This window comes from Methylobacterium sp. XJLW (assembly GCF_003254375.1).
In the GTDB taxonomy this organism is placed as follows: Bacteria; Pseudomonadota; Alphaproteobacteria; order Rhizobiales; family Beijerinckiaceae; genus Methylobacterium; species Methylobacterium fujisawaense.
In genome coordinates this window covers 6,146,135-6,162,841 of the sequence record NZ_CP016429.1, presented here as the reverse complement: position 1 = coordinate 6,162,841, position 16,707 = coordinate 6,146,135, and the positions used below count along the sequence as shown (strand labels likewise).

At 69.1% G+C, this 16,707-nt stretch carries 20 protein-coding genes, 1 tRNA gene and 1 riboswitch; of the genes, 10 read left to right on the top strand and 11 right to left on the bottom strand.

Going from position 1 to position 16,707, the window contains the following annotated elements; genetic code table 11:
* The first annotated feature begins 26 nt into the window (after window positions 1-26).
* Window positions 27-1,286: an adenylate/guanylate cyclase domain-containing protein gene (locus A3862_RS28610; protein ID WP_043383266.1), complete on the top strand. Its 1,260-nt coding sequence runs from the start codon at window positions 27-29 to the stop codon at window positions 1,284-1,286.
* 103 nt (window positions 1,287-1,389) lie between these two features.
* On the opposite strand, the gene A3862_RS28605 is transcribed toward A3862_RS28610, so the two are convergent.
* Window positions 1,390-2,544, bottom strand: coding sequence for a glycosyltransferase (locus A3862_RS28605; RefSeq protein ID WP_111474226.1), 1,155 nt, complete (start codon window positions 2,542-2,544; stop codon window positions 1,390-1,392).
* Window positions 2,545-2,927: 383 nt separating this feature from the next.
* Complete coding sequence (locus A3862_RS28600) at window positions 2,928-3,437, bottom strand: TIGR02281 family clan AA aspartic protease (protein ID WP_236961578.1); 510 nt, start codon at window positions 3,435-3,437, stop codon at window positions 2,928-2,930.
* A gap of 233 nt (window positions 3,438-3,670) precedes the next feature.
* Window positions 3,671-3,799, top strand: a riboswitch (TPP riboswitch).
* Window positions 3,800-3,863: 64 nt separating this feature from the next.
* Here A3862_RS28600 and thiO point away from each other — a divergent pair.
* The 4 genes from thiO to A3862_RS28580 are packed head-to-tail and all read left to right on the top strand — an operon-like array spanning window position 3,864 to window position 6,743.
* On the top strand, window positions 3,864-5,087 hold the full coding sequence (gene thiO, locus A3862_RS28595; protein WP_111474397.1) for a glycine oxidase ThiO: 1,224 nt from the start codon (window positions 3,864-3,866) through the stop codon (window positions 5,085-5,087).
* Window positions 5,084-5,296 (top strand): sulfur carrier protein ThiS, encoded by a 213-nt coding sequence (gene thiS, locus A3862_RS28590; protein WP_111474225.1) that lies wholly within the window; start codon window positions 5,084-5,086, stop codon window positions 5,294-5,296. Before thiO ends, thiS begins: the two co-directional genes overlap by 4 nt.
* Window positions 5,297-5,298: 2 nt before the next feature.
* The gene (locus A3862_RS28585) at window positions 5,299-6,102 is read left to right on the top strand and encodes a thiazole synthase (protein WP_043383279.1); all 804 of its coding nucleotides are present in this window, start codon (window positions 5,299-5,301) and stop codon (window positions 6,100-6,102) included.
* On the top strand, window positions 6,099-6,743 hold the full coding sequence (locus tag A3862_RS28580; RefSeq protein ID WP_111474224.1) for a thiamine phosphate synthase: 645 nt from the start codon (window positions 6,099-6,101) through the stop codon (window positions 6,741-6,743). Before A3862_RS28585 ends, A3862_RS28580 begins: the two co-directional genes overlap by 4 nt.
* A 152-nt stretch (window positions 6,744-6,895) precedes the next feature.
* On the opposite strand, the gene A3862_RS28575 is transcribed toward A3862_RS28580, so the two are convergent.
* From A3862_RS28575 to map, 6 genes are all read right to left on the bottom strand, one after another.
* A complete protein-coding gene (locus tag A3862_RS28575) occupies window positions 6,896-7,648 on the bottom strand; it encodes a peptidase (protein WP_043356054.1) in 753 nt (250 codons plus the stop codon).
* A gap of 44 nt (window positions 7,649-7,692) precedes the next feature.
* Window positions 7,693-8,520 carry a transglutaminase family protein gene (locus A3862_RS28570; RefSeq protein WP_043356055.1) on the bottom strand — a complete coding sequence of 276 codons (828 nt, stop codon included), beginning with the start codon at window positions 8,518-8,520 and terminating at the stop codon, window positions 7,693-7,695.
* A gap of 21 nt (window positions 8,521-8,541) precedes the next feature.
* Entirely contained in the window at window positions 8,542-9,489 is a 948-nt protein-coding gene (locus A3862_RS28565; protein ID WP_043356057.1) for an alpha-E domain-containing protein, read from the bottom strand.
* Window positions 9,490-9,554: 65 nt separating this feature from the next.
* Window positions 9,555-10,988, bottom strand: coding sequence for a circularly permuted type 2 ATP-grasp protein (locus tag A3862_RS28560; RefSeq protein WP_043383289.1), 1,434 nt, complete (start codon window positions 10,986-10,988; stop codon window positions 9,555-9,557).
* A gap of 96 nt (window positions 10,989-11,084) precedes the next feature.
* Complete coding sequence (gene radC / locus A3862_RS28555) at window positions 11,085-11,798, bottom strand: RadC family protein (RefSeq protein WP_051045073.1); 714 nt, start codon at window positions 11,796-11,798, stop codon at window positions 11,085-11,087.
* Window positions 11,799-11,837: 39 nt separating this feature from the next.
* Entirely contained in the window at window positions 11,838-12,665 is an 828-nt protein-coding gene (gene map, locus A3862_RS28550; RefSeq protein WP_043356063.1) for a type I methionyl aminopeptidase, read from the bottom strand.
* A 199-nt stretch (window positions 12,666-12,864) separates the two neighbouring features.
* Here map and A3862_RS28545 point away from each other — a divergent pair, with 199 nt between their 5' ends.
* From A3862_RS28545 to A3862_RS28530, 5 genes are all read left to right on the top strand, one after another.
* Entirely contained in the window at window positions 12,865-13,122 is a 258-nt protein-coding gene (locus A3862_RS28545) for a zinc-finger domain-containing protein (protein ID WP_043356067.1), read from the top strand.
* 12 nt (window positions 13,123-13,134) lie between these two features.
* Window positions 13,135-14,328: an FAD-dependent monooxygenase gene (locus tag A3862_RS28540; RefSeq protein WP_043755686.1), complete on the top strand. Its 1,194-nt coding sequence runs from the start codon at window positions 13,135-13,137 to the stop codon at window positions 14,326-14,328.
* A 33-nt stretch (window positions 14,329-14,361) separates the two neighbouring features.
* Window positions 14,362-14,448 (top strand) — tRNA-Leu (locus tag A3862_RS28535).
* Window positions 14,449-14,500: 52 nt separating this feature from the next.
* Window positions 14,501-14,719 carry a hypothetical protein gene (locus A3862_RS31240; RefSeq protein ID WP_124263037.1) on the top strand — a complete coding sequence of 73 codons (219 nt, stop codon included), beginning with the start codon at window positions 14,501-14,503 and terminating at the stop codon, window positions 14,717-14,719.
* A gap of 103 nt (window positions 14,720-14,822) precedes the next feature.
* Complete coding sequence (locus tag A3862_RS28530) at window positions 14,823-15,071, top strand: hypothetical protein (RefSeq protein ID WP_043755687.1); 249 nt, start codon at window positions 14,823-14,825, stop codon at window positions 15,069-15,071.
* Here A3862_RS28530 and A3862_RS28525 read toward each other — a convergent pair.
* The 3 genes from A3862_RS28525 to A3862_RS28515 all read right to left on the bottom strand — a co-directional run bounded on the left by A3862_RS28525 (window position 15,061) and on the right by A3862_RS28515 (window position 16,582).
* Window positions 15,061-15,759, bottom strand: a complete 699-nt coding sequence (locus A3862_RS28525; RefSeq protein WP_111474223.1) for a YoaK family protein — start codon at window positions 15,757-15,759, stop codon at window positions 15,061-15,063. The genes A3862_RS28530 and A3862_RS28525 overlap by 11 nt on opposite strands.
* A gap of 111 nt (window positions 15,760-15,870) precedes the next feature.
* A complete protein-coding gene (locus tag A3862_RS28520; protein ID WP_043755691.1) occupies window positions 15,871-16,242 on the bottom strand; it encodes a hypothetical protein in 372 nt (123 codons plus the stop codon).
* A gap of 106 nt (window positions 16,243-16,348) precedes the next feature.
* Window positions 16,349-16,582: a hypothetical protein gene (locus A3862_RS28515; protein WP_043755692.1), complete on the bottom strand. Its 234-nt coding sequence runs from the start codon at window positions 16,580-16,582 to the stop codon at window positions 16,349-16,351.
* Window positions 16,583-16,707: the final 125 nt, after the last annotated feature.

Below are 16,707 nucleotides of genomic sequence, written 5' to 3'. Positions count from 1 at the left end.
CGCTGCGCGGCATCCACTCTGGCGCCATGCTCGAACGCCGCCCGCCACCGCCCGGATCCCCGACGGCCTTCGCGGACGGATCGGAGGCCGACGACGTGCCCTTCGGCGCGCTCCAGCCCTCCGTCGGCATCCGCGACTGGCTGCTCGGCGAGGGGGCGCGGATGCCCAACGCCGAGGAGATGCTCACCGGGCTCGCAGAGCGTCTGATCGCCGTCGGCGTACCGGTGGACCGGGCATCGACGGCCATCGACACCCTGCATTCGGAATATGCCGGCGTTGGCCGGATCTGGACCCGGGACGGCGGCACCACCGTGCGGCTGTTCCCGCACGGCGCCCGCTCGACGGATGCCTATCTCAACAGCCCGTTCCATACGGTCCACGCCACCGGCGATTGGCTGATCCTCGACCTGTCCAAGACGCCGGACGACGCCTACGCGATCGTTCCGGACCTGAAGGCCGGCGGCTACACCCACTACGTGGTGGCGCCGTTGTTCTTCACGAACGGCACCCAGAACGGCATCACCTTCGCCACGCGGGCCCCTGATGGGTTCCGGGACGACGACATCGCGATCCTGCGCTTCGTCATGCCGGCGCTGGCGGCCGTGATGGAGATGCGCGTCCTCAACAAGCAGCTCGACCACGTCCTGCGGCTCTATGTCGGCGACGAGCCGCACCGGGCGATCCTGGCCGGCGACATCCGCCGCGGACAGGTGACGCGGATCCGCTCGGCGATCCTGTTCGCCGATATGCGCGACTACACCCGGACCTCCGCCGACATGACGCCCGAGGAGGCCGTCGGCCTGCTCAACGTGTTCTTCGACTGCCTCGTGCCGCCGATCGAGCGGGAGGGCGGCGAGGTCCTGAAGTATCTTGGCGACGGTCTGCTGGCGATCTTCCGGGAGTCCGGTGACGACCTCGGCGGCGCGGCCAAGGGTGCGCTCACGGCGGCCCAGCACGCCCTGGCGGCCCTCGACGAAGCGAACGCCCTGCACCAGTTCCCGGTACCGGTGGCCGCGGGCATCGCGCTCCACCACGGCGAGGCCGCCTACGGCAATGTCGGGTCCGGCTCCCGCCTCGACTTCACGGTGATCGGCCGCGACGTGAACCTCGCGAGCCGCATCGCGCAGCTGAATCGCACCCTCGGCGAGCCGCTGCTGATGTCCAAGCCCTTCGTGGACTTCCTCTGGGGGGATCCGATCCCGCTGGGCGAGCACCGGCTCAACGGGTTCGACGAGCCCATGGCGGTCTTCCGGCCAAAGTTCCTGCGCCCGCGCAAATCCAGCTGAGCCCCTCTCCGATCGCGTCCTCGATCGGCTCTCGGCGTCAGGAAGCCGTCCCACCCGTCCGCCGTGAACCCTGCCCCGCAGCCGATCCGTGCGCCGCTCGGACTCACCACGTCGGCACGAACGGCAGAGTGTAAGGGTTGTGTCGGCAACCCCAGACCGGGTCGATCATCCTCGCCATCACCTCCCGGGCCAAGGCGCCGGCATGTATGGCCACCTCCTTCGGGACATGCCTCCGTTCGAGGATCTTCAGGCAGGCATGTCCGCACGCGCTGTACTGGCCGATATGGTACGCGTTGATGGCGAACTCTTCGAGTATGCCGTATTCGTAGACCCACGGATTCAGGGAAATCCCCTCGCTCGGAAGTTCGAGTGCCAGGCCCGCCTCCGCGTATCGATATCCGTCCGCGAACCGCTTCCTCAACCGGCAGAACCGACTGGCCCCGTGGCGCGCTTCCGCCCGCGCGGGGCGGACGGAGGTCGCGCGCTCGTAGAGCTGCAACACCCTGTCCTCCGGCTCATCGAGGCGCTCCGCGTTCACAGCGGCCATCAGCAGATTGTAATAGATCTCCTCGTCCCATCCGCCCAGCTCTGCTCGTTTCAGAAAGCATTCGAGAGCTTTCCTGTATTCTCCAGCAGCATTATACGTTGTCCCGAGGTACATCGTGTATCGGGCGATCATGTGGGGATCGGTCTCGACCGCCAACGCCTTCTTGAGAACGGCGATATCCCGCGCGTCCGCCGTGGTGTCGCGGTGACGGGCGCCGTCATCACCCCGGCGCATCGCGAGGGGAAGGACCGGTGTCTCGGAGACGCCGGGGCAGCTGAGAAATTCGTGCAGGACGCCCCGGTAGCGCCAGTTTTCCCGGCATCTGACCAAATGGGTGCGCCAGTATCGCGTCTGCTCGTCGATGATCTCGAACCGATAGCCGGGCGCATGCAACTTCGGCATCGTGAAGTCGGCCGGGATGACCAGCTCATCATCCGCATCGATGATCAGAGCGTACTGCGCGTGACGCCGCGCGAGTTTCAGGGCCTCGTTCCGATTGAAGGCAAAATCGACCCAGGGGCGCTCGACCAGGGCCCCCGGTATGTCCGCGAGCGCGGCACGGACAATATCCTGTGTTCCATCCGTCGATCCAGTGTCAACGATGATCCAATGATCGATAATCGGACGAACAGAGTCGATGCACCGACGGATCACGTGGGCTTCGTTTTTCACAATCATCGATAAGCAGATCGTGGATTCGCGATTCTTCATCCTGAAGCCGCCCCGTCATGCACTCACGCCTCGAACGCGCAGTCATCACGGCTACTAGCACCACATCAGCGCATTCACAAAACGACCGATTGCTCCATGACAATTCTGATTGATCGGCGTATTTGCAGCTTTATCGGGGTCAAACTCAGAAATATTCAAACACAATAACCTAATATCTATAAATTAACCGGGAAAGATTGAATTATTCAACCGGTCGGGGACCATCCATCATCGGGCCGTCCGTCGCCTGCGCACCGAATATTTTCCGCGCAGGATCGGCCGCGTGATCGACCTGGTCCCGCAGCCGATCCCGGGGAGACGGGCCGCGCCAGCCGCCGTTGGCGCACCGCGACCCTAGAGATCGGCATGGGCGTTCGGGCGTTTCAGCCCCTCAGAGTCATCGTGCTGCCGGACACGCCGAAATCGCGCAGGCGTCTGAGGAATGACATGCCCAGCAGGCTGGTGGACAGGAGCCCGCGCGGGATCACGACCGCATCGACGTCTCGCACCGTGATCGATCCGATCTGCACGATCGCGATCCGGATCGGCGCCACGCGAACCGTCCCGTTCGCGGTGTTCCAGACGCGCGTGAAGTCGGACGCAGCGACCTGGATCCCGATCCGCGCGGCATCCTCCTCGGAGAACGCGCAGGCGCTCGCCCCGGTATCCACCATCATCGGCAGTGAACGGCCGTCCAGCAGAGCGTTGACGAAGAAGTGGCCGTTGCGGCCAGCCTGGAGGGCCACACCGGCGGCGGCACGGCCTGCGAGATCCGGCTCCGGCGGCGGTGCGACGGCGAGCGCGACCGGCGCCGCCCGCATGCCGTCGCGCACCTTCAGGACGGCCGTGACACCGAGAAAGCCGAGCATGCAGATCAACAGGATTGTGCGCACGCAAATTCGCCCGTGACGTGGAGTGCCGGCGCCCGGAGGAGGTCCGGGATCCCGGCGATCAGATCCCAGACGCGTGAAGGGATGGTGCGCGCCGCCTATCGCGACCGCTGTCCGCGCGCCGATTCCGGTCCGCTTGGTGTCTGGACTGTCACCGCGACCCGCGGATTGTCACGGGAATGATGCAGGGGCGGCGGCGCGGGGTTGACCGACACAAGCCGTGACGCCACATCTGCGTCTGTTCCAGGGAGATCCCCGGCAAGGGGCTGAGAAACCGCTGGCACGTCCCTCAGGACCTGCGGCGCGGAAATCCTTCGAACCTGATCCGGCTCATACCGGCGTAGGGATTGGACCGCGGCCGCCCGAAAGGCAGGCCACAGCTTCTGGCAGAAGCGCACGGCCCGCTCCCCGCGACGGCAATCCGCGGAGATGCCTGTGCCCTTCGACCGACCTGCCTCACCGATCGGCCGCCGCCGCAATCCCGAGGGCGTCGTCGCGCCCGCCGTCCTGCCGGCGCGGACCGACGTCGCCGTCATCGGCGGCGGGCTGATCGGTCTGTCGATCGCGTGGCGGCTCGCGCGGGCCGGCCGTACGGTGACCGTGCTGGAGCGGGAGACGATCGGCGCGGGCGCGAGCCTCGCGGCCACCGGCATGCTGGCTCCGGCCGCCGAGCACGAGCCCGGCTCGGACCCGCTTCTGCCGCTCGCCCTGGACTCGCTCCGGCTCTGGCCCGGCTTCCGCGACGCCCTTGAGGCCGAGTCCGGCCGAACCATCGACTATCGGGCCGACGGCACCCTGGTGCTGGCGGTCGGCCGCGACGAGGTCGAACGCCTGCGCTTCCGCTACGACCTGCAGCGCCGCTCGGGACTCGACGCCACCTGGCTGCCGGGCAGCGAGGTGCGGCGCCTGGAGCCCGGCCTGCGCCCCTCCGTCACCGCCGGGATCCACTGCCCGCTGGACCATCAGGTCGATCCCCGTCTGGTCATGGAGGCCCTCAACGAGGCTTGTCGCCGGGCCGGCGTGATCCTGGTGGAGCGGACCGCCGTCACCACCCTCGACTGGTCGGGCGGCCGCGTGACCGGGATCCGCGCCGCCGACCGCGTCGTCGCCGCGGAGACCGTCATCCTGGCCTCCGGCGCATGGAGCGGGGAGGGCGGTCTGCTCCCCGACGCGCTCGCCCTTCCGGTCCGCCCGCTGAAGGGCCAGTCCCTGGCGCTGCGCACCACCGCCCGCACCGGCACCCTCGCGCGGATGGTCTGGACCGAGCAGGTCCACATGGCGCCGAAAAGCGACGGCCAGCTCATCGTCGGCGCGACCGTGGAGGATTGCGGCTTCCGGCCCGGCGTCACCGCGGGCGGGCTCTACGCGCTGCTGGAGGGCGCCCGCCGGGTGCTGCCCGGTATCGAGGAGATGGAAATCGAGGCCGTCTGGAGCGGCTACCGCCCGACCTCGGACGACGACGCGCCGATCCTCGACACCATCGCACCGGGCCTCGTCGCCGCCACGGGGCATCACCGCAACGGCTACCTGCTCGCCCCGGTCACCGCCGAGGCGATCGCCGCGCTGGTGTTGCACGGCGCGCTGCCCGAGGTCGCCCGTCCCTTCACCCGCCTGCGCTTCGGCCAGCCGGACGCGCTGAGGGCCTCGGCATGAAGCTCGTCGTCAACGGTGAGCCGCGCGACTGCGCGGCCGAGACGGTGGACGCGCTGTTCCGCCTCGAGGCCGCGGAGAGCGGCATCGAGAGCCCGCAGGGCGTCGCCATCGCGCTGAACGGCCGGGTGCTGCGCCGCCGCGACTGGGAGGAAACCCGGATCGCGGAGGGCGACCGCGTCGAGATCGTTCGCGCCATGCAGGGAGGTTGAGCATGGATCAGACCCATACGCCGCTGCGTCCCGAAGGTGGGGATGACAGCCTGACCATCGCCGGCGTGAGCCTGTCGTCGCGACTGTTCATCGGCACCGCCGGCTATCCGACGCAGGCGATCATGCGCGACGCCGTCCAGGCGAGCGGCGCCGAGGTGGTCACCGCCTCGATCCGCAGGGTCTCGCTGCAGGGCCACGGCTCGGACACGGTCAAGATCTTGAAGGGCAAGCGCTTCCTGCCGAATACCGCCGGCTGCGAGACGGCCCGCGACGCGATCATGACCGCCGAACTCGCCCGTGAGGCGCTCGACACCAACTGGATCAAGGTCGAGGTGATCGGTGACCGGGAGACGCTCTACCCGGACGTGATGGAGCTGATCGAGGCCTGCCGCCATCTCGTCGATGACGGCTTCGTGGTGCTGCCCTACTGCAACGACGACCCGATCGTATGCCAGCGCCTGGAGGATATCGGCTGCGCCGCCGTGATGCCCATGGGCTCGCTGATCGGGTCCGGGATGGGCATCGCCAACCCGGCCAATCTCGAACTGATCTGCCGCAGGGCGAAGGTGCCGGTCGTGGTCGATGCCGGGATCGGCACCGCCTCGGATGCGGTGATCGCCATGGAACTCGGCGCCGCCGCCTGCCTGATCAACACCGCGGTGGCCAAGGCCGACGATCCCGTGCGCATGGCCCGCGCCATGGGCCGGGCGGTGGAGGCCGGACGCGACGCGTATTGCGCCGGGCGCATTCCCCGCCGCGGCCGGGCCGAGCCATCGAGCCCGCAGCTCGGCCTCGTCGGCTCGTGAGGGCGCTGCCGTCGCCGCTGCTCGCGGTGACGGACCGGCACGGACATCCACGGCCGCTCGCCGAGACGGTGCAGGCGATCCTCGATGGCGGCGGGCGCTGGATCTGGTTCCGGGATCGCGATCTTGAAACGGACGCCCGTCGGCACCTCGGCGAGGCCGTGGCAGAGCGCGTGCGCGCCGCGAAGGGCGTCCTGACGGTCGGCGGTGACGTCGCGTTGGCGCGCGCCCTCGGGGCCGACGGCGTCCATCTCGGCGGCGGCTCGGGACCGGAGGCCATCGCGGCGGCGCGGGCGGCGCTGGGAGAGCGGGCGCTGATCGGCGTGTCGGCCCATGCGGCGCACGAGGTTGCCCAGGCGGCGTCGGCCGGTGCCGATTACGCCACCCTCAGCCCGATCTATGCGACCGCCAGCAAGCCGGGCTACGGCCCGGCGCTCGGCCTCGCGGGGCTCGCGGCGGCCTGCGATCGCGAGCTTCCGATCGTGGCGCTCGGCGGTCTCGACGCGGACCGAATCGGCGGATGCCGGGCCGCCGGGGCGGCGGCGGTCGCCATCATGGGTGGGCTGATGCGAGCGCGCGAGCCGGCCGAGGCCGCGCAGGCCGTCCTGAAGGCCTGGAGCTTGGCCCATCGCGCCCCCGCGTGAGGGGCGCAACCTGGTCGGCGCACGGGCCTCGCGACCGGCACGGACCCGGGGCCCTTTGCTCCGCTCGGAACGACGGGCGGGGCGATATCAGCCGCGAGTCCGCGCGGACACGGCGCCGGATTGGATCCTCGCGCAAGCCCTACGCGCAAGCCCTATTTGTCCGCCGGCCCGTAAGGCGGCCGCGGGATGGCCCGATGCGCGGCCCGGAGCGCCGCCGACCAGCGCTCGCGCAGGTCGTGGAAGTAGCCCTCACCAGCCTCGATCCGGTGATTCACTTCCAGCGTCAGCGCGTTCCGGCGAACCAGGGCGATGTCGATCGGCAGCCCCACGCCGAGATTCGACCGCATGGTCGAATCCATCGAGACGAGGCTGACCTTGAGGGCGTCGTACAGCTCGGTCGTGTATCTCACCGCCCGGTCGAGGATCGGCTTGCCGTACTTGTGCTCGCCGATCTGAAGGAAGGGCGCATCGGTGCTGCACTCGATGAAATTGCCGGCCGAATAGATCAGGTACAGGCGCATCTCGCCATTCCCGATCTGGCCGCCGAACAGCAGCGAGATCGAGAACCGGATGTTGGCCGCCTCGAACCCGTCCTTCTCGATCGCCCGCACCCGTCGGATGGCCCGGCCGATCAGCTGCGCGGCCTGGAACATGGTCGGCGCTTCGACGAGCTTCTGCGGCGGCTCGTCGTCCTCCTCGCCGGGCACGCCCTCCTGGAGCATGCTGAGGACAGACTGGGTGATCGAGAGGTTACCGGCCGAGGCGAGCATCATCACCCGCTCGCCCGGCACGTTGAAATGGTGCAGCTTTCGGTAGGTCGAGATATCGTCGAGCCCCGCATTGGTACGGGTGTCGGCGACCATCACCAGCCCTTCCTCGACCAGGACACCGACGCAGTAGGTCATTGTCTTCGGATTCTCCTACGGCCGGCGGACCGGTGTCTGAACGATCAGGATTGGGCGGCGGTCCTGCCTTGCTCGACCCGGAGCTTCACGTCCAGTGTTTCCGTGCCACCCCCCGTGCGGCTGCCGCGGATCGGGGCTGCGCCGAGATAGTCCAGGCCCGTTGCGACGCGGATGTAATTGTCCGAGGGGCTGACGTCGTAGCACGGATCGAACGCCACCCAGCCGAGATCCGGCACCAGGGCCTCGACCCAGCCATGGGGCGCCTCGACATCCGCCTGCCCGTCGTCCCGGGCCCGGTAACCGGCCACGTAGCGGGCCGGGATGCCGATGTGGCGGGCGGCGGCGAGGAAGACGTGGGCGAGATCCTGGCAGACGCCGCTCCCGGCCGCGAAGGCCTTGGCGGCTGGAACCGCACTGGAGGCGGGGCCGGGCTCGTAGGTCACCGCGCCGCGGACGGCGCCCATCAGCCTGTGAAGGAGAGCCAGAACCGCACCGTCGCCCTCCGCGGCGACGCGTTCCGCGAAGGCGTGCAGCTCGGGGCTCGCCGCGCACAGGTCCGTGTCGCGCAGGAAGAACTGATCCGGCAGGCGCTCCACAGTGCCGCGCACGACACCGTTCGTGTCATCGGTATCGACCTCGCCGGTCACGCGGATGGTGAGGGCGTCGGCCGGCTCGTCCGGGGTGAACCAATGGACGACATTGCCGAACCCGTCCTCGCGGGCGGTGAGCCGCCCGTCGATGGTGGTGTCGATCCGCCACGTGCGGACGTATTGGCCGTCATGATCCCGGGGCGTCAGCCTCAGGACCTGCACGAGCCCGCGGGCCGGCTGCTCGTAGGTGTAGATGGTCTCGTGAACCACGCGGATGCGCATGCGCTGTCCTGTCCGTCTCGTTCAGCCGACCAGATACTGCTTGGCGATCGCCTCGCCCACCCTGTTGTTCTCGGCAATGAACGCTTCGACGAATTCGTGCAGCCCTGAGGCGAAGACTCGGTTGATATCCTCGCCTTCCAGTTTCGCCAGCATGTTGCCGGCGAGCCGCTGGCTCGGGCCCCGGCGCCCGTAGGCGTCGGCGATGAGATCCAGGTACTCGACGATCACGCCGTAACAATTGGCGAAGGAGCGCGGCATCTGCTTGTTGAGCATCAGCAGGTCGGCCACCAGCAGCGGCTTGACGCTCTCGCGATACACCCAGTGATAGGCATTGAACGCCGAGACTTCGCGCAGGATCGTGGTCCACTGGAAGTAGTCGAGGCTGCCGCCCACCGTCTCGTCGTGCGGCAGCAGGATCTGGTACTTCACGTCGAGGATGCGGGCGGTGTTGTCGGCCCGCTCGATCGCCGTGCCGAGCCGTGTGAACCAGAAGGCGTCGTTGCGCAGCATCGTCCGGAAGGCCGAGCCATCGAAGGTCAGCGAGACGGTCTTCACCCAGTCGAGGAAGCGGCCGAACTCGTCGCGGTTGAGGTCCTTGCCGGCGTAGTTGCGCAGCTCCAGCCACGCGCCGTTGATCGCGTCCCACATCTCGGTGGTGAGCGCCGTGCGCACCGAGCGGGCATTCTCGCGGGCCGCCTCGATGCAAGAGCGGATCGAGGACGGGTTGTGCGGGCTGAAGGCCAGAAAATCGCAGACCGTGTCGGCGTTCACCGCACTGTAGTGCGTCTTGAACGCGTCCGGGTCGCCGGCAGAGGCGAGGGCGGATTCCCACTCGTTGCTCCCGCCGCCGCCGTAGCTCGTCGGCAGCGAGGCGAAACGGTGGGCCGCATCGAGGATACGGGCGACGAAGTCGGCCCGCTCCACGTAGCGCGAGAGCCAGAAGAGATTGTCGGCAGTCCTGGAAAGCATCGGTCTTCAGCCAAGTCGTGCGGACCACGGTGTCCGCGCCTCGGAACGTCCGGACGTCGCGGACCTTAGGCGTCGAGCACCCAGGTGTCCTTCGTGCCACCGCCCTGGCTGGAATTGACCACCAGGGACCCTTCCTTCAGCGCCACCCGGGTCAGACCGCCCGGCACGATCCGGATCTTGTCCGCCCCGCACAGCACGAAGGGCCTCAGGTCGACGTGACGGGGCGCAACGCCGGAGGCCACGAAGGTCGGGCAGGTGGAGAGCGAGAGAGTCGGCTGGGCGATGAACCCGTCGGGCGCGTGCTTGAGCTTTCGGGCGAAGTCGTCCAGCTCGCGCTTGCTGGCGTGCGGGCCGACCAGCATGCCGTAGCCGCCCGAACCGTTGACTTCCTTGACCACCAACTCGGAGAGGTTGTCCATCACGTACGCGAAAGCGTCCTTCTCGCGGCAGCGATAGGTCGGCACGTTGTGCAGGATCGGCTCCTCGCCGGTGAAGAATTTCACGATCTCCGGCATGTAGCTGTAGACGGCCTTGTCGTCCGAGATGCCGGTGCCGACCGCGTTCGCCAAGGTGACGGAGCCGCGCTCGTAGGCGTTCATCAGGCCGGGCACGCCGAGCACCGAATCGGGCCGGAAGACCAGCGGGTCGAGGAAATCGTCGTCTAGGCGGCGGTAGATCACATCGACCTTTCGCGGCCCCTCGGTGGTGCGCATGTAGACCACGTCGTCCTTGGTGAAGAGGTCGGATGCCTCCACCAGCTCGACGCCGAGCTTATCGGCCAGGAACGAGTGTTCGTAGAACGCAGAATTGTAGCGGCCTGGCGTCAGCAGCACGACCGTGGGGTCTCGGGTCGTCGAGCCCGGCGCGAGGCTGCGCAGGGTTGCGAGCAGGGAGTCCGGGTAGTTCTCCACCGGCGCGACCCGGTGCTTGGAGAACAGGTCCGGGAACAGGCGCAGCATCACCTCCCGGTTCTCCAGCATGTAGGAGACGCCCGACGGGATCCGGGCATTGTCCTCCAGGACGAAGAAGTCGTTCTCGCCGGTCCGCACGATGTCGATGCCGGCGATGTGGACGTAGAGGTCGTGGGGGACCCGGAAGGACCGCATCTCCATGCGGTAATGGGCGTTCCGGTAGACGAGATCGGCCGGGATGATGCCGGCCTTGATGCACTCCTGGGCGCCGTAGATATCCTTCAGGAACAGGTTGATGGCGGTGACCCGCTGCTTCAGCCCACGCTCCAGGAAGGCCCATTCCGGCTTGGTGATCACTCGGGGAATGATATCGAACGGGATCAGGCGCTCGGTCGATTCGTTGTCGCCGTAGACCGCGAAGGTGATGCCGATCCGGCGGAACAGAAGCTCGGCCTGGCTGCGACGGGTGTTGAAATGCTCGGGCGGCGTGGATTCCAGCCAGGCCTTGAGCTGGCCATAGGCGTCACGGACGGCAGCCGGATCGGACGCGCCGATCCCGTTCATCTCGTCGAAGGCCGTCACCGCCATCTCACTCCTCCCGTACGCTCCCGCTTCTGAGGCAAGAGGCGCGCCATTCATTCATGGCTATATCCGCAGGCGATAACGCTCAAGGCGGCCGGAGGATCAGATGAGCTTCAGGCCTTTCAGGCTAGCGTGACCGTTGCGGCCGAGGATCACGTGATCGTGCACCACGATCTTCAGCGGCGCCAGGACGGTCACGATCTCGCGGGTCATCGCCACGTCGGCGGCGGACGGGGCCGGATCGCCGGACGGATGATTGTGGGCCAGGATGATCGCAGTCGCCGACAGTTCCAGCGCCCGGCGGGCGACCTCGCGGGGATAGACCGGCGTGTGGTCGACGGTGCCGCGCCCCTGCACCTCGTCCGCGATGAGGTGGTTGCGCTTGTCGAGGAACAGGATGCGGAATTCCTCGCGCGGCGCGAACGCCATGGTGGCGCGCAGGTACTCATGCAGCGCGCTCCACGATGCCAGAAGCGCGCGCTCGCGGATCGCACCGCGGGCAAGCCGCCGGCCCGCGGCCTCGATCACCTTGAGGTCCGAGGCGACCCCGGCGCTCACCCCTTCCACCTCCAGGAGCCGCGCCGGCTCGGCGCTGACCACCTCGGCGAAGCTGCCGAACCGGGCGACCAGCGCCTTGGCGAGCGGCTTCACGTCGCGCCGCGGGATCGCCCGGAACAGGACGAGTTCCAGCAATTCGTAATCGGGGAGCGCGTCGCCGCCGACCGTCGCGAACTTCTCCCGCAGGCGGTCCCGGTGGCCGTGGTAGTGCGGCGGCTCCTTCTCCACGGACGACGGGACGGCACTGTCAGCGAACAGCCCCGCCTCACCCTCGTCCGGCCCCGGCGCCACGGCCGGTCAGGCCGCCGGGTTGACGGGCTGGTGCAGCCCCTTCGGCGAGACCGTGAAGATCTCGACGCCGGTCTCGGTGACGCCGACGGTGTGCTCGAACTGGGCGGAGAGCGAACGGTCGCGGGTCACGGCGGTCCAGCCGTCGCCCAGCACCTTCACGGCGGGGCGCCCGAGATTGATCATCGGCTCGATCGTGAAGAACTGGCCGGGCTTGAACGGCACGTCGTAGCTCGCCTCGACGTAGTGCAGGATCGTGGGCGCGTCGTGATAGGTGCGTCCGAGCCCGTGTCCGCAGAAGTCGCGCACCACCGAGCACCGCTCGCTCTCGGCAAAAGATTGGATCGCCCGGCCGATGTCGTTGGTCGAGCCGCCGGGCTTCACCGCCGCGACGCCGCGCATCAGCGCCTCGTAGGTGATCTCGCACAAGCGCTGGGCCTTGCGCGGCACCTCGCCGACATAGGCCATTCGGCTCGAATCACCGTGCCAGCCGTCGAGGATCAGGCAGATGTCGAGATTGACGATATCGCCCTCGCGCAGGGGCTTGTCGTTGGGGATGCCGTGGCAGACCACGTGGTTGATCGAGGTGCAGATCGACTTCGGATAGCCGCGATAGAGCAGCGAGGCCGGATAGGCGCCGTGATCCATGGCGAAGGTGTAGGCGAGCTTGTCGAGTTCCTCGGTGGTGACGCCGGGCTGCGTCGCCTCCATGAGCAGGTCGAGGGCCTCGGCGGTAAGGCGCCCGGCCCGGCGCATGCCCTCGAAGCCCTCGGGACCGTGAATCGGCGGTTCCGGGGCGCGGCGCGCACCCTGCGCACTGGCCTGTTCCTGCTGCATGGTCGGGACTTTTTCGCGGCGTCGTCAATCGGGCGTCGCTCTATGTACGGTGCGGCGCGCTGGAGGCCAAGCCGCGTCCGATGCAGGAGGAGCGAGGCTTGCGCCGGCTGCGGGGCTGGCGGCATAAGCGGCCGCGAGGCGCCCGGGCGCGCGCGGGCAGATTCGCCGCGCGATCGGTCACGGGGCAGGCGAGGGCCGGATGGCAGGCAAGGCGGTACCGCACTTCCACAACGAGCCGGGCGTGCCGGTGATCACCGTGGGCGTGAAGGAGTTCATGTGCATCGGCGCGCTGCCGCCGTTCGACCACCCGCACGTGTTCCTCGACATGGGCGCCGACAACGAGATCATCTGCCAGTACTGCTCGACGCTCTATCGCTACCGGGCCGGCCTGAAGGCCGACGAGGCGGAGCCGCAGGCCTGCGTGTGGCGGGACGACGCCAAGCTCGCGGCGGAGTAGGCGCCGCCCCCCGTGCCCTCTGACAGGCCATCTCTGCGGATCGGGATCGTCGGTGCCGGGATCGGCGGGCTGACGGCGGCTTTGGCGCTGTCGGATGCCGGCCATGCCGTGACGGTAATCGAGCGCCGGACCGGCTTCAGCGAGGTCGGGGCCGGGATTCAGATCTCGCCCAATGCGAGCCGGGTTCTGGCCGGCCTCGGTCTCTCGGCCGCCCTGCGCCGGGCGGCGAGCGAGCCGCCGTCGGTGGAGATCCGGGCCCTCGACAGCGGCCGCCGCATCGGCAGCGTGGCGCTCGGCGCGCAGGCGCAGGCGCGCTTCGGCGCGCCCTACTACGTCATCCACCGCGCAGACCTGCAGACCCTGCTCCTCGACGCGCTGCGCAGTCGTTCGGCGATCCGACTGATGATGGGCCGCACCGTGACGGCCGTCGCCCAGACACCGTCCGAGGCCGCCCTCACCGTCGAGGGCGCGAGCGGTGCCCAGGATGTCGCCTTCGACCTCGCGATCGGTGCGGACGGGATTCGGTCGCGCCTGCGCGCCCATCTCGATTCGGCGCCGCTTCGCCCGAGCCAGGCCGCAGCGTGGCGGGCACTGATCCCCACGGAGGCGGTACCGGAGGAGTTGCGCGGCGCCGCGACCGGGCTCTGGCTCGGCCGCGGCCGGCACGTGGTGCATTACCCGGTGCGGGACGGCCAGTTCCTCAATGTCGTGGCGGTCGTTCCCGAGGCGGTGAGCGACGAGGGCTGGGGCCGCCTCGGGGAGCCGGCCGTCCTGCGCGGGCATCTGCGCGGCTGTGCCGGGCCGCTGCGCGACCTTCTGAGCCTTCCGGATTCCTGGCTGGTCTGGTCGCTCGCCGACCGGGCCGTGGCGCGTCCGCTCGCTCGCGACCGGGTCGCGCTGATCGGCGACGCCGCCCATCCGGTCCTGCCCTACCTCGCGCAGGGGGCGGCCCTGGCGATCGAGGATTCCGCAGTCCTGACGCGTGCCCTCGCGGACCATGCGGATGTGCCGGCGGCGCTCGCCGCATTCTCGGGCGCGCGGACCGGCCGGGTGCGACGCGTCCAGAAGGCGGCACGGAGCAACGGCCGCACCTATCATGCCGGCGGCGTGGTGGCGCTCGTGCGCAACGCCGTGATCGCCCGGCTCGGCCCGGACGGCATGCGCGACCGCTACGCCTGGCTCTACGGCTGGACGCCCCCCGCTTGATCGGGCCCGCCGCCCCCGCTACCGAGGGCGCATGCGGACGTGGCGGAACCGGTAGACGCACGAGACTTAAAATCTTGCGGCCGCAAGGCCGTGCGGGTTCGAGTCCCGCCGTCCGCACCACCCCGCCATCGCGACGCGCCCGTCCGTGCGGTCGCAACCGGTTCGCAGCCCCGTGAAACCCAGCCCGCGCACCGCCCGTCGGACCGGCGCGCCGGAGGAGAATGGCGTGGTCTACGTGCTCATCATCATGCTCGCCGGCTCGGGCTCCGCGATCGGATCGGTCGAGTTCAACAGCAAGCAGGCCTGCGAGGCCGCCGCGAAGCAGATCGCCGAAGCGGAGCGGCCCTATGGCGGGGCCTCCCCGGTCACCGTGTGTGCGCCGCGGGGTTGAGACGCCTGCGGCGCGGGTCGGCCGGGATCGTTCGCATTTGAGCGATCACCGAAACCGGCTCTTGTCGTCTCCCTGCCAGGATCGCCCGCGGGGAGATTCCGGCATGATCGACGCCCTTCAGACCGCCACGACCGGCATGACCCGGGCCACCGACCGGCTCGGGAAGGCGGCCGAGACCATCGCGGCGAGCGGTGCCCCGGTCGGCGACACGGCTCTGCCGCCCGCCGCCCAGGTGGATCTCACGAGTGCCGCCGCGGATCTGGTCGGGTCCAAATCGGCCTTCGCGCTCAATGCCGCGGTGGCGCGCACCGCCGACCGCATGATGGGCCAGCTTCTCGATATCAGCGCCTGAGGGCGGGCAGGGCGAGGCAGGCCAGGATCGCGGCCGCCGCGAACAGCAGCGCCACGCCGACGAGCCGATAGGCGACCACACCCACCAAGCCGCCGCCCAGGAAGGCGCCGACGGTCAGCAGATACAGCCGTAGCCGCACCGGATCATGCGGCTTCAGCCGATCGGACGCGGATGCGTCGCGGTCCAGCCAACGCGCGAGCTCGATCCCGATATCGGTGATCATGCCGGTCACGTGCGTGGTCCGTACCCGCGCCTCGGAGATCTTGGTCACCGCCGCATTCTGGAGACCCAGGATGAAGCTCAGGCCGAGGACCAGGCTGTGGCTCCGGACCGGCTCGGCAAGCGGCAGGACGAGCAGGCCCACGGCGACGAGGAGGAACGCCTCCGCGCAGACGCTGTAGGCATATGCGCCGGGACCGGCCTTCCGGCGGCGGCACCGGATCATCAACGTCGAGGTCGTTGCCCCGAGCACGAACAGGACCACGAGCAGGCAGGCCTGCGCGGCGAGGACGAGATCGCCCGTGCCTGTGCGGTCGGAGATCGCCGAGACGTTCCCGGTCATGTTCGAGGCGTAGAGGCCGACCGCGTCGAACCCGGCGGTGTTCAGCGCGCCGGCCACACCCGCGAGCGACAGGGCGAGCGCCCTGTCGGCCGCCGGGCTGCGCGTCTCGCCTTCGTGGACCAGCATGGAAGCGTCGGTTGAGTGTCGCAGGCCGAATCGGCCCGATGCCGCCGCCGTCTTAAGCCACGCGCCCGGGCGCCGTCACGGCACCCGGAGCGCCCCTGGGCTCACTAAAACTCACCAGCCGCGATAACCGTAGCCGCCATCCCAGTCACCGTGCCAGTGGCGGGCGGGGCCGTAGCCGACAGGAACCCGCTCGTACGTCACGGTCCGGCGTGTGGCGTAGACCGGCGCATCCTCCTCGTAGACGCGGTAGACCGGGGCCGGCCGTACCGCCACCGGGGCGGGGGCGTAGCCGTAATCGGCATAGCCATAGCCGTAACCGGGCGCCGCATGGGCCTGAGTTGCGGCGCCGATCAGCGCGCCGGCCGCGAGGCCGCCGATGATGCCCGCCGCGATGGCACCGCCGCCGCGGGCTTCGGCGGTCGTGGAGGCCAGGGAGCCCGCGCCGATCAGCGCGGCGGCCGAGAGCAGAGCGATGCGTGTCATGACCTGTCTCCAGAAAACCGGGGACCGCCTGCGGCGTCCCGGATCACGAGAGAGACAGTGCCAGACCCGCGCTGCACCGAAGCTGAAGCCGCCCTGCAGCAACTGTTCAGCTTGTCGGCGCGCCCTCCGGATCCGGGGCGGTCCGGATGTACCCGCGGGAGATCAGGCGGCTGCGCTCGCGGGTGCGCCGCTCGGCCTCCATCAGGTCGGACAGAGCGTCGGCGATCGCGCAACGCAGGGCGATGCCGGCATCGCCGCCGGCAAAGCCGAGATACGCGGTGCTGATCACCTCGACGGGGCACACGTGATCATCGCGCTGGGCCAGGACCTGGGTCAGCATCGGGTTCTCCTTCGTTGCGTCCGGGAACGAAAAGAGAACAAGCCATAAGGGTTAACGTTCCGTCAACGTCGCCCCGGCCGTTCGCGCAACGCCCTCCGAACCCTGTGGAAAACACCGATTTTCCA